This is a genomic window from Curtobacterium sp. MCPF17_002 (assembly GCF_003234115.2).
Lineage (GTDB): Bacteria > Actinomycetota > Actinomycetes > Actinomycetales > Microbacteriaceae > Curtobacterium.
On record NZ_CP126251.1, the window covers coordinates 743,441 to 762,194 of the forward strand.

Here is an 18,754-nt window from a genome sequence, read left to right on the forward strand (position 1 = left end):
GAGGCGCGGGGTGCGTCCGTCAGGCGGCTGCGGCCTCCTCCAGCGCCTGCTGGAACCGCTCGTCCACCTCGATGCGCATCGCACCGGTCTCCTCGTCGAAACCGGAGACCGCGCTGACCTGCCCGTTCCGCGAGAAGAACAAGAGGGGGCTGAGCGGCCCGCCGGGCAGTCCGCGATCAGAATCGGTGAGCACCTGCACGAGCATCCCCGCGAGGGTCTGCACCGCGCTGATGCCGTCGGCGCCCCGGAGCGGCGCGGCGAGCAGGAGGTGCCGGTGCGGGACCGCGAACACGGTGCCGAAGGGAGCGGACCCGAACACGGCGGGCAGGTTGACGGCCTTCGACGCGACGAAGAGCGACTCGCCCTCGACGACGAAGACGCCCGGTGCGAGCTCGGTGTGCTCGTCGACCGGCTCGGAGTCGGTGTTGAGCTGCCCGATCGCGAACAGTTCGTCGACGCCGAGCGACAACCGGTCGAGCGACGGCGCCGAGATCGTCGTGACCATCGTCGGGTAGTCGACGCAGAGCCCGAGGACGAGTCCGGGTGCGAACGGCCGCGCGTACGACAGGTCGGTCGGGTCCGACGGTCCACCGCTGTCGGCGGCGAGCACGCGCAGGCGGACGCGCCCGCGGAGTTCGTCGGGGCTGAGTTCCTCGACCGGCGGTTCGCTGTACGCCTCGATCATCCGGTCGAAGTGCTCCGCGATGATGTCGGCCTGCACCGCCGGCGTCTCGCCGCGGACCTGCGAGGCGAGGTTCTCGAGCAGGAACACCCGGCCGTCGGAGCCGATCAGGCGTGCCTCGTGCAGCTCACCCGCCGGCCCCTGGACCGTCGTCTCCATGCCGCGCTCGGCGAGGGCGCGCTGCGCGAGCACGACGAGGCTCGGGGCCTCGACGTCGGGCTTCTTCCGTCCGAACCATCCCATGCGCGAGGGCGGTGTCAGGCGCCGAGGGCGGCGTCCACGATCTCCTTGGCTTCGCGCTGCACCTGTTCGAGGTGCTCCTGCCCGACGAAGCTCTCCGCGTAGATCTTGTAGACGTCCTCGGTGCCGGACGGACGAGCCGCGAACCAGGCCTTGTCGGTGACGACCTTCACACCGCCGACCGCCGCGTCGTTGCCGGGCGCCTTCGACAGCTTCGCCGTGATCGGGTCGCCCGCCAGGGTCTCGGCCGTGATCGCGTCGCCGTCGAGCTTGCCGAGCCGCGCCTTCTGGTCCTTGCTCGCCGCCGCGTCCACCCGCTGGTAGACCGGGTCGCCGAAGCGCTCGGTGAGCTCGTCGTACAGCTGCGACGGGGTCTTGCCCGTCACCGCGATGATCTCCGACGCCAGGAGCGCCAGGATGATGCCGTCCTTGTCGGTCGTCCACGCAGTGCCGTCCTTGCGGAGGAACGACGCGCCCGCGGACTCCTCGCCGCCGAACGCCACCGAGCCGTCGATGAGACCGGGCACGAACCACTTGAAGCCGACCGGGACCTCCCACAGGCGACGACCGAGCGACTCGGCGACCTTGTCGATGATGCTCGACGACACCAGGGTCTTGCCGATCGCGGCGTCGTCGCGCCAGGCCGGGCGGTGCGCGTACAGGTACTCGATCGCCACCGCGAGGTAGTGGTTCGGGTTCATCAGGCCGCCGTCGGGCGTGACGATGCCGTGGCGGTCCGAGTCGGCGTCGTTGCCGGTCAGGACGTCGTACTCGTCCTTCCGCGCGACGACGGACGCCATCGCGCTCGGGCTCGACGGGTCCATCCGGATCTTGCCGTCCCAGTCGAGCGTCATGAACGACCAGGTCGGGTCGACGTCCGGGTTCACGACGGTGAGGTCGAGGCCGTAGTGGTCGCGGATGCGGTTCCAGTAGGGGAGCGACGCGCCACCGAGCGGGTCGGCGCCGATCTTCACGCCGGCACGCTTGATCGCGTCGATGTCGATGATGTTCTCGAGGTCGGCGACGTACGCGCCGAGGAAGTCGTAGCGGTCCGGCGTCGCCTGCTCCGTGCGCTGCACCTCGGCGTTGCCGCCCTGGATGATGGCGTTCGCCCGGTCGGCGATCCACGACGTCGCGTCGCTGTCCGCGGGCCCACCGTGCGGCGGGTTGTACTTGAAGCCGCCGTCGCGGGGCGGGTTGTGGCTCGGCGTGATGACGATGCCGTCGGCGGTGTCCGGGTGACCCGCGCGGTTGTAGGCGATGATCGCGTGGCTCAGCGCAGGCGTCGGGACGTAGCCGTTCTCGCTGTCAGCGAGGACGTGCACGCCGTGTGCCGCCAGGACCTCGAGCGCGGTGCGCTCGGCGGGGCCGGACAGGGCGTGGGTGTCACGGCCGATGAACAGCGGGCCGTCCGTGCCCTGCGACTGCCGGTACTCGACGATCGCCTGTGTGATGGCGGCGATGTGGGTGTCGTTGAACGCGGAGTCGAGCGACGAGCCGCGGTGCCCCGAGGTGCCGAACACGACCTTCTGCTCGGGAACGGACACGTCCGGGACGCGCTCGTGGTAGGCGGCGATGAGGGCGTCGAGGTCGACGAGGTCGTCTGCGGTCGCGGGGGTGCCGGCGCGGTCGTTCATGCGTCCATCCTGGCACCCCTGCCCCTCGGACGTTCCCGTCGTATGCGACATGTTGACGAACGGCGGTATGGTCGACGGATGGGGGACACGATCCGCGCGGACGCGGCGCTGCTCGACGCCGTGCAGGCGGGTGACGGCGCGACGCTGCACACCGCGCGCGGAGCGGTGGTGTCGTGGGCCGCGCTGCACCTGCTCGCCGCGCACGGCTTCCGGTGGGCGCCGGAACGCCCCGACGACGCCGACCGCGGACCGGGCGGCGCCCGGCTGCACGTCGACCTCACGATCGAGCACGAGGCCCGACCCGATTCCTTGAGGATGGACATGGACATGGACATCAAATTCCTGAGAGCCCAAACACCAGTGATCTCCTCGATCTTGAGTGGCGCCTTTCACCAAGACTGGAAAGACGACTGGGACTCTGCGGAGGACGTTTGGCGAACCGCAATCGATCACGCACCCTCCCAGCAGATACCACAGCTCGACGCTGACTCAGCACTGCTGATCGAACACTTGCACACCGATGCGGATGTGTTGAGATTCATCTCCGTGAACGCGTCCGGGTTCTCCCCACAGCTCGATGCCAACCAGGAACCCAGAGAGTGGCTCCGAATGCTCCGCGCGCGTGTGCAGGCGCGAATGAACCGTCTCGAAGGTCAGTGAACCGGTTCCGGCGGTAGACCGGTTGATCGCCAACACCTTGGACTTCAACCACAAAGAAATCCAGGACTGGATCGATTCGAAGCGGCTGGGGCCGAAGGGCAAACAAACCGAGGCATTCGACTGGTCGGCCGATCAGGTCGTCGGCCGGAGATTCGTTGACGGTCGTGTTCCTCCGATCCGGGATGCGTCCGTCGTGCGAGTTGTTCTGAAGTTCGATCCCGATGGCGACCCTCCATACTCGATTCTGACCAGTTACCCGCGAGAGGTGCTCCATGATTGACGAGGATTTCTACCGAGATGTGGTCCGACGCGCACCGAAGATGACGTCGCTGCTCGGAGCGGAGTTCAACTTCGATTGGCGACTCGACTGGCCGGATGTGGAGGCGGTGCTCGTGCAAGACCTCGACGATGCTTCCCTGGCAGACAACGAAGAGCTGCGAACGGAACTCGACTATCTCTTGAGCGTGCTTGGAACAGAGCCCTTGGCGGACGCCTTCTTCACGTACGTTGATTCGGGTCTCGATCCCCTCGCTGACACTGGTAGATCGGCCCGTTCATGGCTGATCGACGTTCGGGATCGTGCCCGGCGGAACGTCGTGTTGAAGGCAGAGTCCGAAGAGCACGGTCAGTTGGGTGGAGCGGTCTGATGGCTCACGCTGTCCGGACAGGGGAGTCCTACTTCCCGAACGTCGAACGAGCGAACGAAGCGGTGGCGTACGCGCTCGACTTCAACCACGAGCGCATCCGTCGATGGGTGGCGGCAGGGGCAGTCCGGCCGCTGCGGATCTACGCGGTGCAGGGTGGCGTCACTGGTCGCGGCAATCCCTTCTCGGAACCCCAAGACCTGGAAGGCGTGCGAGTCGTGCTGACGCGAGCGCCCGACAATCCGTCGGGCTACACCGTGTTCACCGCGTACCCCGCCGTCGCGAGCATCACCGCGCAGAACTTCCACGGCTTCGACGCATTCGTCGGGTCGTACTTCCACCAGGACTGGGCGGAGGAGCCGTACTCCGCCGAGCAGGCCCTGGAGGATCACGTCGCAGTTGCGTCGGACGAGGCACTGCGCATGCTCCTGGAGAACGTCCGCGACCTCGACGCGATTCTTCCGGACGAGGCTTCCCTCGCGGGTCGCCTGATCGAACTCGACTGCAACTACGTCCCGGCTGAGGACGGCCTCGACGACCGTCAGTGGTTGCGGAGCGTCGGTGAGCGGCTGCATCGTCACCTCTCCGGGGCCGAGAACGGGAACGACGGTGTCTGACGGCGTGACGGGGACATGGCAGCTACGGACAGGTGCGGCACGGTTCACCGTCGACGACGCGACCGTTCGCTCGTTCGCGCATGCCGCCATCCACGCTGACGAAGCACGGTTCGACTCATGGTCGAGCCGGGGCATGGTGAAGCCGCTCCGTCTGACCTACCGACCCGAGCTCCTCGGTGCTGTCGGTGTCGGCACGCCGTTCGGGGAGGAGATCGGTCTCAATGCCGTTCGTGTGGTCCTGACGGTGAGCGCGGGCGACCCCTGGCAGCACACGGTGCAGGCGGTCTACCCGTCGCTCGACGTCGGTGCCGGCGGGCAGTTCCCGGCGCTCGACGACTTCGTGGGGGCCTACTGCAACCGGACGCGGACGGATGGCAACCTGTCGCCGGTCGAGGCGATGGCGCACTTCTCCACGCATGCGCGTCTTACGGAGGTCGATGCTCTGGCGAACGACGTCCGTGCCGTGCTCGAGCTCGATGACGAGGCGCTCGCGGCCTGTCTGGTGGCCCTCGACTGCAACTACGACGCGGCTGAGGACAACTCCACGGATCGGTCGTGGCTCGGGTGGGTCCTGCGAAGCCTCGAGCGTGACGCGGTCGCACTCGCCCCGGTGCCGTCGGCGGTCGTCGGCGAAGCCGGATGGGTGCGGGACCCGAGGCCGATGCCCGGGGCGGACCCCGTGGTCGCCGTCAAGCGGTTCGTGGTGAACGCCGCATCGGTTGACGGTCGGGCGAGCCGTGCGGAGTTCTGGTGGGCTCGATTCCTCTGGGGCCTCGTCTGCGTGGTGCTGTTGGGGCTGGTCGGCGCCGTTCCCGACGAGATCCGCACGCCGGTCCTGATCGGTTTCCTCGCCTGGATCGCAGTCACCGCCATCCCCAACATCACGCTGCAAGTGAGACGTCTCCACGACACGGGGCGAAGCGGCTGGTCGATGCTGGTGCAACTCGCACCCGTCGTCGGCCCGTTCCTGCTGCTCGTGTGGAACGTGCAGGACAGCGAGCGCAGCGGAGCGCGGTTCGACCGTCCCGAGCGGAAGCGCGGCTGACAGGAGCGAGCGGCCGTCCAGCCCGGGGTGAAAGGGGGGAAACCCCGGGTGGACGACCGCTCGCGGTCTGAGGGAACGGCGCGTCAGGCCGTGCGGAACGAGCCGGTCGCCGTGCGCAGCGATCCGGTCACGGTGCGCGTGGAGGACGTTGCGGTGCTCGGGCGCCGGAACTGCGTGTCGACGAACCGACCGAGTGCGCGGCCGATGCCGGTGCCGGTGTAGGTGCCGATCGGACGCCACGCGGCGTTGACCGCGTAGCCGCCGAGCTCGTCGCGCGCTTCGAGGCCGGTCACGTAGGCGCCGCCCAGGGGGTTCTGACGGTTCTGCATGGGTGCTCCTCGTCGTCGTGCCGAGGGTCCCCGGTCACCAGGCCGGCGACCGCGACGCCGTCGGCTTGATGTTCCCAGCGTACCTCCTTCTTTTGCATCACACAAAACAAGGTGGGGCAATTCAGATCCATCCGCGGTCTGCGGCCACCGCCGCCGCTGAGACCCGGGAGTCGCAGTGCAGCTTCGTGATCGCGGACGACAGGTGGTTCCGCACCGTGCCGTGCGCGAGTGCGAGCGCACGGGCGATCTGCTTCGTCGCGAGGCCGTCGCGGGTGAGCCGGAGGACGTCGGCCTCCCGCGGAGTCAGCGGGCTCTCGTCCTCGGTGAGGGCGGCTGCGGCGAGTCCGGCGTCGACGTAGCGCTCGCCCGCGGCCACGCTGCGGATGATCGCCGCCAACCGCGCGGCGGGCGTCGACTTCGGCACGAACCCGCGGACGCCGACGGCGAGGGAGCGCTTGAGGGTCCCGGGACGCGCGTGACGGGTGACGATGACGGTGGGCATCGCGGACAGTGCACGCGCGGCCTCGATGCCGTCGAGCACGGGCATCTCGAGGTCGAGCAGCACGACGTCCGGTTGGTGGGTCAGCGCCGCGGTGACCGCCGATCGACCGTCCGCGACGTCGGCGACGACCTCGATGTCGGGCTCGAGACCCAGCAGGGCGACCAGGGCGCCACGGATGAGCTCCTCGTCGTCGGCGATGACGATCCGGATCATGCCGGAACCGCCGGCGACGGCGACGGCGACTTCGACGCTGCCGGCGCCGGCGCCCCGGCCGGGACCGGGATCCGGACGACGAGGGCGAACCGATCGCCCAGGCGGCGAGCATCGACCGTGCCACCGAGTGCCGACACGCGCTGCGTCAACCCCGCGATGCCGGTCCCGGCGTGGTGGTCGGACGCGCGTGCGGCGTCGTTCGTGACGGTCAGCTGGAAGGCATCCCCGACCCGCACGAGCTCGATCGCGGCAGTGCCCGCCCGGCTGTGCCGGAGCATGTTCGTCGCCGCCTCGCGGATCGCGACGGCGAACACCGCGCCGACCGCGTCCGGCATGCCGTCGGTCTCGATCCGTTCGGCGCAGTCGATGCCGGCGGAGCGGAGCACGGCTGCGGCGTTCCGGACCTCGACCGCGACGGTGACGGTCCGGTAGTCGTTGACCAGTGCACGGGTGTCCTCGAGCGCCGCCTTCGCCACCGATCGGATGTCGTCGAGTTCGGCACGAGCACGTTCGGGGTCGGCGACGAGCAGCCGCTCGGCGAGTTCGCTCTTCAACGCGATCACCTGCAGGTGGTGGCCCTGGATGTCGTGCAGGTCGGTGGCGAACCGCAGTCGTTCCTCGGCGACGGCGAGGTCGGACGCGGTGCGCCGAGCTGCCTCGAGGCGGAGGACCACCCGGTGGATCCAGACGACACTGAGCGGCATCAGCGTGAACAGTGCGAGGGTGCCGACGAGGACCAGCTCCCCTGGTGGGGCGTCCGCATCGGCCCCGCCCACGAGCAGGACGATCGTGATGGCGAGCGTGACGACCCGCCCCCACCCGTGCAGGAGACACCCGAGGGTGCCGCCGGCGATGGCCATCGTGAACGCCCAGCCCGGTCCGTCCGACGACGGGACGAGCGACACGACCCAGACGGCGACCGACGTCAGGACCAGAGCGAGCACGCTGGGGTGCAGGGGTGCCGCTTCCCTGGCGGGCCGGAGCAGGAGCGGGATCGCGGCCGACGCTGCCGCCACCGCGACGACGGTGAGCGCCACGAGGGCGGGGGTCCGCGCCGAGGCGGGACTGTCCGTGCCGACGAGCACCTGCACGGCACCGCCCACCAGGACGACGGCCCAGAGCGACGTGATCGAGGACCAGCGCACCACCCGGACATCGGTGTCGGCGCGGGGCCGCGCGTGCCCGGGGTGCGTCACTCGCCCAGGGTAGCGAGGGTGGCGACCGTGTCCCTGGCGATCCGCTCCGACAGCGTGTGGTGCAGGTAGTGGTCGCCGACGAGTCCGACGACCCGCCCGTGTTCGACGCTCGCGGCCTGGCGCTCGTGCAGCCGCACCCAGTTCGGCACCTGGTTGTCGTTCGTCCGGACGAACAGCAGGACGGGCAGGTCCGCCGGGAACGTCGAGTCCTCGACGGACCGGAAGTTCTCCGGCGCCCGTGCCATCTCGTCGATGATCGTGGGGGCGGCACCGTTCTTCGCGGAGAGGAGCTGCATCTGCCGCTTCGTCGCCGCGCTGTACGCGGCGCCGTACGTGTCCGGCGTCGACGCGTTCGCCACGCGCAGCAGGCCGAGGCGGTCGAGCGCGACGATCGCGCCGGTCGGGATCGGGTCGTCCCAGGTCGACTGTCGCGGCACGCTGCTGTCGATGCCGACGAACGCCGTCACCTCGTCGCGGTACGACTCGACGTACGGCAGCGCGTAGACGCCGGCGACCGAGTGGCCCATCAGCACGTACCGGTCGACGCCGAGGTGGTGCAGTGCCTCGTGAACCTCGCGGGTGATGTTCGCGGCGGTGCGGGGGACGTCGGTCTGGTCGCTGAGCCCGGTGCCGAACGGTTCGACGGCGACCACCCGGTACGTCCGCACCAACTGGGCGATGAGCGGACCGAAGTCGAGTCCCGGGGCTGCCGTCCCGAGCCCCGGGAGGAGCACGACCGTCTCGGCACCGGATCCGCGGACGACGACGTTCATCTCCTTGCCGTCGACCGGTACCCGCTCGCCGTAGTCGGCGATCTCCGACGCCTCGGCCCGGGTCGCGACGACGTTGACGACGGACGTGGTCGCGAGGGCGAGCACGGGGACCGCCAGCAGGGAGCCGAGGGTGATCAGGGTGATGCGCAGGGACTTCCGCATGGTGCTCGTTCCGGATCTGGCCGCGCGGCCGGGGTGCGCGGCGGCGTCCGATCAGTCAAGCGGCGGACGACCGCGAGCGGATGTGCCCGGATGTCACGACCGGCCGTGACACATGTCACGGCCGGAGCGGGGCGTCGACGACGAGATGCCGCCCCGCGTCAGGCGAGCAGCTCGCAGAACGTCCGTCCGCCCGTCGTCCAGCTCTGGCGCGCGATCAGTTCCGCACGCTCGGCGTGGTCGAGCAGTGCGTCGACGCCCACCTCGGCCCAGGGGAACCCGGCGCTCTGGTGGCCGTCGGCGTCCACCACGCGAGCGGTGAAGGTGCGGTCGGCATCGCGGTCGACGTGCGTCTCGACGATGACGCGGCCGCCGACACGGACGATGTTGCGGCACCGGGTCAGCAGCGCCGTCGGGTCGCCGCCGATGCCGATGTTGCCGTCGATGACGAGCGCGGTGTCCCAGTGGCCCTCGTCGGGGATCGGGTCGAACACGGACCCCTGCAGGGCGGTGCCGCCGGAGCGCCGGGCGATCGCCACGGCCTCGGCGGAGACGTCCACGCCGAGCGCCGGCAGGCCGAGCGTCCGGGCGGCGACGAGCATCCGGCCCGGGCCGCAGCCGATGTCGATCACGGGGCCGTCGGCACCGTCGAGGAGCGAGCGGTCCACCCGGTCGGCGGCCGCGCTCCACCGACCGACGTCGAGGGTGACCTCGGCGTCGGGTCGGTCCGGGTCCGTCAGGCGGATGCGGCCGTCGGTGCGGAGGGCCCGGGCGTAGGGCTCGCCGCCGCCGGCCCCGAACGAGACGGGTGCGTGCATGGTCATCGGAGGCTCCCCACGGTCTCGGCGTGCAGGGCCGCGGCGAACCGCGAGTCCGGCACGAGGGCTGCGACGCGCTCGGCGTCGGGCACGGTGTCGACGTCGAGCAGGACCCCGAGGGTGCCCACGTCGAAGCCGGCGTCGGTCAGTCGGGCGCGCTGCACGGCGCCGGTGTCCTCGCGGGACATCGGTACGCCGCGGAGGTACGCGCCGTCCGGCTCGCGGAGGTACAGCGACCAGAAGCCGCCGTCCTCGGCGGGACCGAACCAGGCGTCGCGAGACGGGTCGTCGAACACCGGTGCGACGTCCGCCCGGCCGAACTGCGGCGTGTCCATCCCCACCAGCAGCGTCGGGCCGTCGACCGCGTCGAACAGGGCGCCGAGGCGTTCGTCGAGTCCGCCGGAGGTCTGGTGGACGACGTCGAAGCCCCCGGTGCCGTCGAGGTCCAGCGCACCCTCGGGCAGCGAGGACCCGTCGAAGAACAACACGCGCCGCGCAGCGGGCAGCGCGCGGACCGTCGCGAGCGTGTCCGCGAGGCTCGCAGCGGCGACGCGGGCAGCGCCCTCCGGCGTCAGCGCCGGCGTCAGCCGGGTCTTCACCTTGCCGGGCAGGCACTCCTTGGCGACCACCGCGACGGTGATGCCGGCGGTGTCGGCGCTCACGAGCGAGCGCCTTCGGTCGGTGCGCTGACCGTCGACCCGACCACCTCGGGGGTGGACCCGGCCGTGCGCCGGACGGGAGCCGGTGCGACGACGCGGCCCCGTGCCTCCAGGCCGGCGCCCTGTGTCTCGCGGCGGTAGGCGCGCAGCAGACGCGACATGTCCTTGATCGCGTTGACCGTGCCGCGGAGCGTGCCCGTCACCTTGCTGTCACCGATGCGCTGCGCGTACCCGATGTCGGACTCGTCGACGCGCCACCCGGCCGCGTGCGCGGCGAGGACCATCTCGAGCGGGTACCCGCTGCGGCGGTCCCGCAGGTCGAGGGAGACCAGGTCCTCGCGGCGCATCACGCGCATCGGGCCGAGGTCGCGGAGGCGGTACCCGGTCGCACGGTGCATGAGGACGGCGAGGACACGGTTCGCGAAGCGGGCGTGCGGTGCCCAGGCTCCCGGAGTGGTCGGGACACGGCGGCCGAGTGCGAGGTCGGTGTGGCCGGTCGCGACGCGTGCGACGAGCGGGACGAGTTCGGCGGGGTCCATCGAGGCGTCGGCGTCGCAGAAGGCGACGTACTCGGCGGTCGCGGCGGCGACACCGGCGGCGCAGGCCGAGCCGAATCCGCGCACCGGTTCGGTGACGACGAGTGCGCCGTGTGCCCGCGCGATGTCGGCCGAACCGTCGGTCGAGCCGTTGTCGACGACGATCGCGCGGTAGCCGGAGGGGAGGCGGCCGAGGACCGCGGGGAGTGCATCGGCCTCGTCGAGACAAGGGAGGATGACGTCGACGTTCATGTCTGCCATTCGGTGCCGTCGGGCGGACCGACTGGTGTCGGGTCCTGCCGCGCGCGTCGCTCCGGGGAGGCGGTCGGTCTCGTCGGCCGGCTGTCGTTCCATGCCCTCGACACAACACGAAGCGGACTGTGGGGACGTCGGTCGCGTTGGTCGTGTTGGTCGTGTCGGTCGCGTCGTGTCGGTCGTGAGATCGCACTTCGGCGGCTCACGTCGGCAGGGACGCGCGCCGAAGTGCGATCTCACGCACGGTGGGGTGGTCGGAAAGCGGACTGGAGGCGCGGGTCGTCTCGCCACGCGCCTCCCGTCCGGTGCGGGACCCGGTCTACTGCCCCGGCTGCGGCTGCGGTGCCTGCACTGCGGCGCGCAGCGGGGCCGTCGCGAACTCGCGCATGCCGCGTTCGAAGTCCACCTCGGCGCGCCAACCGAGCTGGGCGGCGATCCGGTCCGACGACGCGGTGACGTGCCGGACGTCACCCAGGCGGTACTCGCCAGTCACGACCGGCTGCGGACCGTCCGGCCCGGCGATCGCCCCCGCCATCTCGCCGATCGTGTGGACGACGCCGGACCCGACGTTGTACGCCCGGAAGGACTCCGACGGCAGGTCGGCGGTCGCGGCGATGGACGCGGCGTTCGCCCCGGCGACGTCGTCCACGTGCACGAAGTCGCGCCGCTGCCGGCCGTCCTCGAAGACCCGAGGGGCCTCACCGCGGGCCAGTGCCGAGCGGAACAGTGAGGCGACACCGGCGTAGGGGGTGTTCGCGGGCATGCCCGGACCGTAGACGTTGTGGTAGCGGAGGGCGACGGCACGGCCACCGGTGGCCCGCGCCCAGCTCGACGCGAGGTGCTCCTGTGCCACCTTCGTCTGCGCGTAGACGTTCCGTGGGTCGAGCGCTGCGGACTCGTCGATCAGGCCGGGCACGAGCGGCTGGCCGTCGGGGCCGATCGGGTCGAAGCGTCCCTGGTCGAGGTCCTCGCGGCGGCGGGCCGGTGGACGGACGGGCTCGCCGTCGGCGGTCGTGTACGCCCCCTCGCCGTAGACGACCATCGAGCTCGCCACGACCAGGCGGCCGATGCCGTGCCGGTCCATCCCGGCGAGCACGTGGGCGGTGCCGGCGTCGTTCGAGGAGACGTAGTCGGGGGCGTCCTGGAAGTCGACCCCGAGCCCCACCTTGGCGGCCTGGTGGCACACCACCTCGACGCCGTCGAGGGCCGCGTCGAGTGCCACCCGGTCACGGACGTCACCGTGGACGAACTCGATGCCCTGCTGCTGGTGTGCGCGGACGATCTCGGCGGGGTCGCCGTGCACGTCGTCGCGGAGCGAGTCGAGCACGCGGACCTCGTGGCCGTCGGCGCGCGCGCGGCGGACGATCGCGGAGCCGATGAAGCCGGCGCCGCCGGTGACGAGGAGGCGGGTCACGCGACGCTCCCGGGTGCCGGCGCGGTGGCGCTCGCCGTCGCGGGCGCGGCGTGCTTGCCGGTGGGCACGGCGGGGCTCGTCGTCGCCAGCGCTGCGGCGCTCGCCGCTGCGGGCACGAGTTCGCGCGGTGAGTAGTCGTCGGGGATCGCGGCGACGATGGAGCCGATGGCGCGGACGATCACCTCGTTCGCACGGGCGAGGCGCTCCATCACGAGCGCGTGGGTGACCGGGGTCTCGGCGTCACCGCCGGCCTCGGCGGCGGCCGCGGCCTCGTCCTCGGTGGGCGCCAACCCGGCGTCGGCGTCGGTCACGAACGACAGGTTCACGGTGCCGATCCCGAGCTCGGCGGCGAGCGGGACCTCCGGCGTCATCGTCATGTTGATGGTGTGGCCACCGGCCTCGCGAAGCCACACCGACTCGGCGCGGGTGGAGAACCGCGGCCCCTGGATCACGACGCAGGTGCCGGTCGGTCGGAACGGCACGTCGAGCTGGCCGATCGCCGCGACGGCGACCCGGCGGAGCACCGGGTCGAACGGGTCCGCGAACGACAGGTGCTGCACGGCGTCCTCGAAGAACGTGTCCGCGCGACCCCAGGTCCGGTCGATGAGCTGGTCGGTGACGACGAACGTCCCCGGCGCGTAGTCCGGGTGCAGTCCGCCCACGGCGCTCGACGACACCACGGCCCGGACGCCGAGGGAACGCAGCGCCCACAGGTTCGCCCGGTGGTTGATGCGGTGCGGTGCGACGGAGTGCTCACGGCCGTGCCGGGTGAGGAACGCCACCCGCTTGCCGGACATCGTCCCGATGCTGATCGGGCTCGACGTGGGTCCGAACGGGGTGTCGACGTCGACCTCGTCCGCGGTGCCGGCTTCGAACAGCTCGTAGAGCCCGGAACCCCCGATCACCCCGATGCCCACGGTCTCGTCCACAGCCCCGGTCGTGGTCACGTCGTTCTCCACAGGTCCTCCGAATGGTCGTCGGCGCGTTCTGCGCGCTGGTTACGCTACTGAGACCGCCCCGGGACCAACCGGGAGCGGGCACACTTCCCACCTGTTCGGAGGCCCCCGTGCGAACGATCGGTCAGCACCGAGACGAGATCGCCGCGCTCGTCGCGCCGGTCCTGTCCGGCATCGGGGTCGCCGAGCTGCAGGAACGCGAGATCGACGACCTCGCGACCGGAGCCGGCGCCGGACGGGGGCACCGGGTGCTCGGACGGGCCGTCGTCGCACCGGTTCCCCTCCCGCCGTTCGACAACAGCCAGATGGACGGCTTCGCCGTCCGTGCCGCCGACGCGGGGCGCGTGCTGCGGGTGGTCGCGCCGATCCCCGCCGGGGTGGTCCCGTCGCCACTCGTGACCGGCACCGCGGCACCGATCATGACCGGCGCGCGGATCCCGGACGGCGCCGACGCGGTGTTTCCGGTCGAGCGGACCGAGCCCGGTGCCTTCCCGGCGGCGCTCGGACTCACCGACGTCACCGTGCCGGACGACCTGGTCGCGGGGACGTTCGTGCGGGGGACCGGCACGGACCTGCCGCAGGGCGACGAACTCGCGCCCGTCGGCGCTCGTGTGACGCCGGCGCTCCTCGGGGCGCTCGCGTCGGCGGGGGTGACGACGGTCGAGATCGTCCGGCAGCTCCGGGCGCTGGTCGTGTCGACGGGTTCCGAGCTGCAGGGTGCGCGCGCGGATGCCGGCGCGGACCCCGGCGCCGGTGGCGGTTCGGCGATGATCGGCGATGCCAACGGGATCGCGCTGCGGGCGGCGCTCGCCGAGGTCGGGGCAGATGCACGCACCGTCCGGGTGCCCGACGACGAGGCCGCGTTCCTCACCGCGCTCGACGACGCGGTGGGGGACTGGGCGGACCTCGTGCTCACGACCGGTGGCATCAGCGCCGGGGCGTACGAGGTCGTCCGGCAGGCGCTCGAGCCGCGCGGGCTCGCGGTGACCCCGGTCGCGATGCAGCCCGGCGGTCCCCAGGCGTTCGGCACGGTCACCATCGCCGGTCGTCCGGTGCCCGTCGTGTCCTTCCCGGGCAACCCGGTCTCCGCGCTCGTCTCGTTCGAGGTGTTCCTCCGTCCGGTGCTCGCGGCCGCCGCCGGGGCAGTCGACGACCGCACGGTGCTGGTGCTCCCCGCCGCCGAGGCCGCGACCTCGCCCGCGGGCAAGCACCAGGTCCGGCGTGGCCGGGTACAGGACGGCCACGTGCACTTCGTCGGCGGTCCGAGCTCCCACCTGCTCGCCCACTACGCCGCTGCCACACACCTGGTGCACGTGCCGGTCGGCACCGACACCGTCGCACCCGGGGACCCGTTGACCGTCTGGAGACTCCGTTGACCGACCAGCACCTCACCCACGTCCGAGCCGACGGCAGCGCGCACATGGTGGACGTCTCCGAGAAGGACGTCACCGCACGCTCGGCGACCGCGACGGCGACCCTCGTCACCCGGCCGGACGTCGTCACCCGGATCCTCGACGGCTCACTGCCGAAGGGCGAGGTCATCGGCACGGCCCGCATCGCCGCGATCATGGCCGTGAAGAAGACCTCGGACCTCATCCCGCTGTGCCATCCGCTGCCGATCGCCGGCGTCGAGGTCGACATCACCGGCTCCGGGGACCGGGTGGTCGTCGAGGTCTCGGTGCGCACGACCTCACGGACGGGCGTCGAGATGGAGGCACTGACCGGCGCGAGCGTCGCCGCACTGACCGTCTACGACATGGTGAAGGCCGTCGACCGGACGGCATCGATCACGGACATCCGGGTGCTCGAGAAGCACGGCGGACGCTCCGGGGACTGGAGCAACCGATGACCACACAGCCGACCAGGGGACGAGCGGGCGTCGTCGTGGTGTCCACCCAGGCCGCGGCCGACCCCGCCCTCGACCGCACCGGGCCGGTCATCGCCGCCTGGCTGCGCGAGCACGACTTCACCGTGGCGGAGCCGATCATCGTGCCGGACGGCGGGCCGATCGAGGACACCGTCGCCGGTGAACTGGACGCCGACGCCCGCGTCGTCATCACCAGCGGGGGCACCGGCGTCACGCCGACCGACCGCACCCCCGAAGCCGTCTCGGCGCTCATCGACCTCGACCTGCCCGGCATCACCGAGGAGATCCGCCGTCGCGGACTCGCCGGAGCCGGACCGACAGCGCTCCTGAGTCGCGGGATCGCGGGCATCGCCGCCGGTGGCGCCCTGCTCGTGACACTGCCCGGTTCACGCGGTGGCGTCGCCGACGGGCTGGCCGTGCTCGACGGGCTGCTCGACCACGTGCTGGCGCAGGTGCACGGCGAGGGCCACGCGCCGCGGAGCGCCTCGTGACGCGGCCGGCGGAGACCGACGGCCGCGTGGTGGTCGCCGACGTCGTCGACCGCTCGATCACCGTCGACGAGGTCTCGGCCGTCGTCGCGACCGATCAGGACGGCGCGGTCGTCACCTTCGCCGGGGTCGTCCGCGACCACGACGGCGGCAAGGGCGTCAACGCGCTCGAGTACGAGCGGCACCCGAGCGCCGGGGACGTCATCGCCGAGGTCGCCCGCACCATCGCCGACGCGCACCCCGAAGTCCGCATCGCCGTGCTGCACCGTGTCGGAGCGCTCGGCATCGGGGACGTCGCGCTCGCCGCAGCGGTGTCGTCGCCGCACCGCGCCGAGGCGTTCGTTGCCTGCGGCGCGCTGATCGACCTCGTCAAGGAGCGCGTTCCGATCTGGAAGCACCAGCGGTTCACCGACGGCTCCGACGAGTGGGTCGCCGCTCTCTGACCGTTGCCCGATCGCAATGTTGCCCGATCGCAACAACGGCACGCGTTCGGGGCGTAGCGGCGGTTCCAAGCCGATCCATAGACTCGCTGCTCATGAGCGTGCTGCTGTACGGGGCCTCCATCGTCCTGTTGGTCTTCGCCCTGATCGACATCCTCACCAAGGGGGCCGACCAGGTGCGAGGCCTCCCGAAGGTCGCGTGGGTGTTCCTCGTGATCCTGGTGCCCGTCGTCGGCAGCATCGTGTGGTTCGCCGTCGGGCACGACTGGTCCCAGAGCGACCGGAACCACGGCCGCTACATCGAGCCGCGGCGCCACGAGGACGGGTACGCCACCCTCGGAGCCGCGCGCAACGCCCACGGCGAGAAGCGCATCACCGGCACGGAGCAGGAGCTCGCCGAACTCGAGCGTGAGATCGAGTACTGGGAGGCCCAGGCGCGACTGCGCCGTGCCAAGGAGGCCGCCGGCGACGGCGAGCCGACCCCGGGGAGCTGACCCGCGCCTCCAGGCCGGCGCGCGCGCACGGTGCGTGCGTACGGTGCGAGCTTCCGCGAACGGTGCGAGGTCCTGCGCGTCCCACGGAGCACGGAACCTCGCACCAAAGGTGCGCACCCACCACCCGCTGGCCACCCGCACCCACGCGACCCGCACCGCACCCGCGCGCACCACCGCGCACCACGCACCCCGCCACGCCGCCTACCCTTGACGGGTGGCACATCTCCTCGGCGCCGAGAACCTCCATCTCGCGTTCCCCACCAAGGTCGTCTTCGACAGCGTCACCCTCGGCATCGACGAGGGTGACCGCATCGGCGTCGTCGGCCGGAACGGTGACGGCAAGTCGACCCTCCTCGCCCTGCTGTCCCAGCGCCTCGAACCGGACGGCGGTCGGGTCACGCACCGTCGTGGGGTGACGATCGGGTACCTGGACCAACGCGACATCCTGCCCGAGGGCGCGACCGTCGGCAGCACGGTGGTCGGCGACCTCCAGGAGCACGAATGGGCGGGCGACCCGAAGATCCGCGACATCATCGGCGGCCTCGTGTCGGACATCCCGTGGGACGTCAGCGTGGACGAGCTGTCGGGTGGTCAGCGTCGTCGTGTGGCGCTGGCGCGGCTGCTGGTCGGCGACTGGGACGTGCTGTTCCTCGACGAGCCCACGAACCACCTCGACGTCGAGGGCATCCAGTGGCTCGCGGAGCACATCACCCGCCGGTGGTCGCCGAACCAGGGCGGCCTCGTCGTCGTGACGCACGACCGGTGGTTCCTCGACGCGGTGTCGACCGACACGTGGGAGATCCACGACGGCGTCGTCGACCCGTTCGAGGGCGGCTACGCGGCGTACATCCTGCAGCGCGTCGAGCGTGACCGGCAGGCCGCGGCGAGTGAGCAGCGCCGGCAGAACCTGGCCCGCAAGGAGCTCGCGTGGCTCCGCCGTGGCGCGCCGGCTCGCACGAGCAAGCCGAAGTTCCGCATCGACGCGGCGAACGCGCTCATCGACGACGTGCCGCCGATCCGTGACGCCGTCGCGCTCGCGAAGACGGCGACGGCGCGGCTCGGCAAGGACGTCGTCGACCTGCTCGACGTCAGCGTCTCGTTCGACGGCACCGAGATCCTCGACCGCATCGAGTGGCGGATCGCGCCGGGGGAGCGGACGGGCATCCTCGGCCCGAACGGCGCCGGCAAGTCGACCCTGCTCAACCTGGTGGCCGGTCGCCTCCAGCCGACGAGCGGGCGGGTGAAGACCGGCAAGACGGTGCAGGTGGCGGTGCTCGACCAGCAGCTCGCCGACCTGGCGCAGTTCGCGAACGACCGCGTCCGCGAGGTCGTCGCCCGCAAGAAGACCTCCTACGTGTCGGACGGCAAGGAGATGACGCCGTCGCAGCTGCTGGAGCGCCTCGGCTTCACGGCGGAGCAGCTGTCCACGCCGGTGAAGGACCTGTCCGGCGGGCAGAAGCGTCGCCTGCAGCTCATGCTCATCCTGCTCGACGAGCCGAACGTGCTCATCCTCGACGAGCCCACGAACGACCTCGACACCGACATGCTCGCGGCGATGGAGGACCTCCTCGACACGTGGCCGGGCACCCTGCTGGTCGTCTCCCACGACCGGTACCTGCTCGAGCGCGTGACGGACCAGCAGTACGCGGTGCTCGGCGGGCACCTCCGGCACCTGCCTGGCGGCGTCGACGAGTACATGCGGCTCCGGGCGGCCGGCACCGGTGGCGGGACCGCTTCAGCGGCTGCCGCCGCGACTGCCGGGAGGCCCGACACGGCAGGCGGGACCGGCTCGGCCAGTCCTGCGGCCGGGGCCGGTGCCTCCGCGTCCGGTTCCGGGTCTGCCGCGTCGTCGCTGTCCGGTGCCGAACGCCGTGCGGCCGAGAAGGAGATGTCGGCGCTCGACCGGAAGATCAGCAAGGTCGGGGCCGACCGGCAGAAGATGCTCGACGCGTTCGCCGCCCACGACCAGTCGGACTACGCGGGGCTCGGGGCGCTGCAGACGAAGCTCGGTGCGCTCGAGGCCGAGGTCGAGGAACTCGAGGAGCGCTGGCTCGAGGTCGCGGAGCAGCTCGGCGTCTAGTCCGCGCACGATCGTTCGCACCCCCGTACGAACGTCGCGCCCTGTCATGA

22 protein-coding genes are annotated in these 18,754 nt (G+C 71.5%); 11 read left to right on the forward strand and 11 right to left on the reverse strand.

The window, feature by feature from the left end:
• Positions 1 to 19: 19 nt before the first annotated feature.
• Entirely contained in the window at positions 20 to 925 is a 906-nt protein-coding gene (locus DEJ28_RS03595) for a DUF1444 domain-containing protein (protein ID WP_111116720.1), read from the reverse strand.
• A gap of 14 nt (positions 926 to 939) precedes the next feature.
• The gene (gene pgm / locus DEJ28_RS03600) at positions 940 to 2,559 is read right to left on the reverse strand and encodes a phosphoglucomutase (alpha-D-glucose-1,6-bisphosphate-dependent) (RefSeq protein WP_111116721.1); all 1,620 of its coding nucleotides are present in this window, start codon (positions 2,557 to 2,559) and stop codon (positions 940 to 942) included.
• Between the two features lie 78 nt (positions 2,560 to 2,637).
• Here pgm and DEJ28_RS03605 point away from each other — a divergent pair, with 78 nt between their 5' ends.
• The 5 genes from DEJ28_RS03605 to DEJ28_RS03625 all read left to right on the forward strand — a co-directional run bounded on the left by DEJ28_RS03605 (position 2,638) and on the right by DEJ28_RS03625 (position 5,525).
• Complete coding sequence (locus tag DEJ28_RS03605; protein ID WP_111116722.1) at positions 2,638 to 3,219, forward strand: contact-dependent growth inhibition system immunity protein; 582 nt, start codon at positions 2,638 to 2,640, stop codon at positions 3,217 to 3,219.
• A 22-nt stretch (positions 3,220 to 3,241) separates the two neighbouring features.
• Positions 3,242 to 3,499 carry an RNase A-like domain-containing protein gene (locus DEJ28_RS03610; RefSeq protein ID WP_146248898.1) on the forward strand — a complete coding sequence of 86 codons (258 nt, stop codon included), beginning with the start codon at positions 3,242 to 3,244 and terminating at the stop codon, positions 3,497 to 3,499.
• On the forward strand, positions 3,492 to 3,866 hold the full coding sequence (locus tag DEJ28_RS03615) for a contact-dependent growth inhibition system immunity protein (protein ID WP_111116723.1): 375 nt from the start codon (positions 3,492 to 3,494) through the stop codon (positions 3,864 to 3,866). Before DEJ28_RS03610 ends, DEJ28_RS03615 begins: the two co-directional genes overlap by 8 nt.
• On the forward strand, positions 3,866 to 4,480 hold the full coding sequence (locus DEJ28_RS03620) for a contact-dependent growth inhibition system immunity protein (protein ID WP_111116724.1): 615 nt from the start codon (positions 3,866 to 3,868) through the stop codon (positions 4,478 to 4,480). Before DEJ28_RS03615 ends, DEJ28_RS03620 begins: the two co-directional genes overlap by 1 nt.
• Before the next feature lie 133 nt (positions 4,481 to 4,613).
• Positions 4,614 to 5,525, forward strand: a complete 912-nt coding sequence (locus DEJ28_RS03625; protein WP_146248899.1) for a contact-dependent growth inhibition system immunity protein — start codon at positions 4,614 to 4,616, stop codon at positions 5,523 to 5,525.
• A gap of 83 nt (positions 5,526 to 5,608) precedes the next feature.
• Here DEJ28_RS03625 and DEJ28_RS03630 read toward each other — a convergent pair whose 3' ends face one another.
• From DEJ28_RS03630 to DEJ28_RS03670, 9 genes are all read right to left on the reverse strand, one after another.
• Positions 5,609 to 5,854 (reverse strand): hypothetical protein, encoded by a 246-nt coding sequence (locus DEJ28_RS03630; RefSeq protein WP_111116726.1) that lies wholly within the window; start codon positions 5,852 to 5,854, stop codon positions 5,609 to 5,611.
• 121 nt (positions 5,855 to 5,975) lie between these two features.
• On the reverse strand, positions 5,976 to 6,569 hold the full coding sequence (locus DEJ28_RS03635) for a response regulator transcription factor (RefSeq protein ID WP_111116727.1): 594 nt from the start codon (positions 6,567 to 6,569) through the stop codon (positions 5,976 to 5,978).
• Positions 6,566 to 7,765 carry a sensor histidine kinase gene (locus DEJ28_RS03640; RefSeq protein ID WP_146248900.1) on the reverse strand — a complete coding sequence of 400 codons (1,200 nt, stop codon included), beginning with the start codon at positions 7,763 to 7,765 and terminating at the stop codon, positions 6,566 to 6,568. The genes DEJ28_RS03635 and DEJ28_RS03640 overlap by 4 nt, the downstream gene beginning before the upstream one ends.
• Entirely contained in the window at positions 7,762 to 8,700 is a 939-nt protein-coding gene (locus DEJ28_RS03645; RefSeq protein WP_111116729.1) for an alpha/beta fold hydrolase, read from the reverse strand. Before DEJ28_RS03645 ends, DEJ28_RS03640 begins: the two co-directional genes overlap by 4 nt.
• A gap of 158 nt (positions 8,701 to 8,858) precedes the next feature.
• Positions 8,859 to 9,521 carry a class I SAM-dependent methyltransferase gene (locus tag DEJ28_RS03650; protein ID WP_111116730.1) on the reverse strand — a complete coding sequence of 221 codons (663 nt, stop codon included), beginning with the start codon at positions 9,519 to 9,521 and terminating at the stop codon, positions 8,859 to 8,861.
• A complete protein-coding gene (locus DEJ28_RS03655; RefSeq protein WP_181433803.1) occupies positions 9,518 to 10,177 on the reverse strand; it encodes a TIGR04282 family arsenosugar biosynthesis glycosyltransferase in 660 nt (219 codons plus the stop codon). The genes DEJ28_RS03650 and DEJ28_RS03655 overlap by 4 nt, the downstream gene beginning before the upstream one ends.
• Entirely contained in the window at positions 10,174 to 10,962 is a 789-nt protein-coding gene (locus DEJ28_RS03660; RefSeq protein WP_284180769.1) for a glycosyltransferase family 2 protein, read from the reverse strand. The genes DEJ28_RS03655 and DEJ28_RS03660 overlap by 4 nt, the downstream gene beginning before the upstream one ends.
• A 322-nt stretch (positions 10,963 to 11,284) precedes the next feature.
• Positions 11,285 to 12,379: an NAD-dependent epimerase/dehydratase family protein gene (locus DEJ28_RS03665; RefSeq protein ID WP_111116732.1), complete on the reverse strand. Its 1,095-nt coding sequence runs from the start codon at positions 12,377 to 12,379 to the stop codon at positions 11,285 to 11,287.
• Positions 12,376 to 13,326: an MTAP family purine nucleoside phosphorylase gene (locus DEJ28_RS03670; protein ID WP_258368185.1), complete on the reverse strand. Its 951-nt coding sequence runs from the start codon at positions 13,324 to 13,326 to the stop codon at positions 12,376 to 12,378. The genes DEJ28_RS03665 and DEJ28_RS03670 overlap by 4 nt, the downstream gene beginning before the upstream one ends.
• Positions 13,327 to 13,445: 119 nt before the next feature.
• Between DEJ28_RS03670 and DEJ28_RS03675 the strand changes: the two genes are divergently transcribed.
• The 6 genes from DEJ28_RS03675 to DEJ28_RS03700 all read left to right on the forward strand — a co-directional run bounded on the left by DEJ28_RS03675 (position 13,446) and on the right by DEJ28_RS03700 (position 18,704).
• Positions 13,446 to 14,711 (forward strand): molybdopterin molybdotransferase MoeA, encoded by a 1,266-nt coding sequence (locus tag DEJ28_RS03675; RefSeq protein ID WP_258368186.1) that lies wholly within the window; start codon positions 13,446 to 13,448, stop codon positions 14,709 to 14,711.
• Positions 14,708 to 15,184, forward strand: a complete 477-nt coding sequence (gene moaC / locus DEJ28_RS03680; protein WP_111116734.1) for a cyclic pyranopterin monophosphate synthase MoaC — start codon at positions 14,708 to 14,710, stop codon at positions 15,182 to 15,184. The genes DEJ28_RS03675 and moaC overlap by 4 nt, the downstream gene beginning before the upstream one ends.
• On the forward strand, positions 15,181 to 15,693 hold the full coding sequence (locus tag DEJ28_RS03685) for a MogA/MoaB family molybdenum cofactor biosynthesis protein (protein ID WP_111116735.1): 513 nt from the start codon (positions 15,181 to 15,183) through the stop codon (positions 15,691 to 15,693). Before moaC ends, DEJ28_RS03685 begins: the two co-directional genes overlap by 4 nt.
• Positions 15,690 to 16,133: a molybdenum cofactor biosynthesis protein MoaE gene (locus DEJ28_RS03690; RefSeq protein WP_111116736.1), complete on the forward strand. Its 444-nt coding sequence runs from the start codon at positions 15,690 to 15,692 to the stop codon at positions 16,131 to 16,133. The genes DEJ28_RS03685 and DEJ28_RS03690 overlap by 4 nt, the downstream gene beginning before the upstream one ends.
• Before the next feature lie 92 nt (positions 16,134 to 16,225).
• The gene (locus DEJ28_RS03695; protein ID WP_111116737.1) at positions 16,226 to 16,624 is read left to right on the forward strand and encodes a PLD nuclease N-terminal domain-containing protein; all 399 of its coding nucleotides are present in this window, start codon (positions 16,226 to 16,228) and stop codon (positions 16,622 to 16,624) included.
• A 214-nt stretch (positions 16,625 to 16,838) separates the two neighbouring features.
• A complete protein-coding gene (locus tag DEJ28_RS03700) occupies positions 16,839 to 18,704 on the forward strand; it encodes an ABC-F family ATP-binding cassette domain-containing protein (RefSeq protein ID WP_111116738.1) in 1,866 nt (621 codons plus the stop codon).
• Positions 18,705 to 18,754 lie beyond the last annotated feature (50 nt).

Excerpts from the sequence above, each read along its gene's own strand:
- DEJ28_RS03615 (WP_111116723.1), top strand. The coding sequence starts at position 3,492 with ATGATTGACGAGGATTTCTACCGAGATGTGGTCCGACGCGCACCGAAG.
- pgm (WP_111116721.1), bottom strand. The coding sequence starts at position 2,559 with ATGAACGACCGCGCCGGCACCCCCGCGACCGCAGACGACCTCGTCGAC.
- DEJ28_RS03630 (WP_111116726.1), bottom strand. The coding sequence starts at position 5,854 with ATGCAGAACCGTCAGAACCCCCTGGGCGGCGCCTACGTGACCGGCCTC.
- DEJ28_RS03650 (WP_111116730.1), bottom strand. The coding sequence starts at position 9,521 with ATGACCATGCACGCACCCGTCTCGTTCGGGGCCGGCGGCGGCGAGCCC.
- DEJ28_RS03595 (WP_111116720.1), bottom strand. The coding sequence starts at position 925 with ATGGGATGGTTCGGACGGAAGAAGCCCGACGTCGAGGCCCCGAGCCTC.
- DEJ28_RS03695 (WP_111116737.1), top strand. The coding sequence starts at position 16,226 with ATGAGCGTGCTGCTGTACGGGGCCTCCATCGTCCTGTTGGTCTTCGCC.
- DEJ28_RS03685 (WP_111116735.1), top strand. The coding sequence starts at position 15,181 with ATGACCACACAGCCGACCAGGGGACGAGCGGGCGTCGTCGTGGTGTCC.
- DEJ28_RS03625 (WP_146248899.1), top strand. The coding sequence starts at position 4,614 with ATGGTGAAGCCGCTCCGTCTGACCTACCGACCCGAGCTCCTCGGTGCT.
- DEJ28_RS03605 (WP_111116722.1), top strand. The coding sequence starts at position 2,638 with ATGGGGGACACGATCCGCGCGGACGCGGCGCTGCTCGACGCCGTGCAG.
- DEJ28_RS03645 (WP_111116729.1), bottom strand. The coding sequence starts at position 8,700 with ATGCGGAAGTCCCTGCGCATCACCCTGATCACCCTCGGCTCCCTGCTG.
- DEJ28_RS03620 (WP_111116724.1), top strand. The coding sequence starts at position 3,866 with ATGGCTCACGCTGTCCGGACAGGGGAGTCCTACTTCCCGAACGTCGAA.
- DEJ28_RS03635 (WP_111116727.1), bottom strand. The coding sequence starts at position 6,569 with ATGATCCGGATCGTCATCGCCGACGACGAGGAGCTCATCCGTGGCGCC.
- DEJ28_RS03660 (WP_284180769.1), bottom strand. The coding sequence starts at position 10,962 with ATGAACGTCGACGTCATCCTCCCTTGTCTCGACGAGGCCGATGCACTC.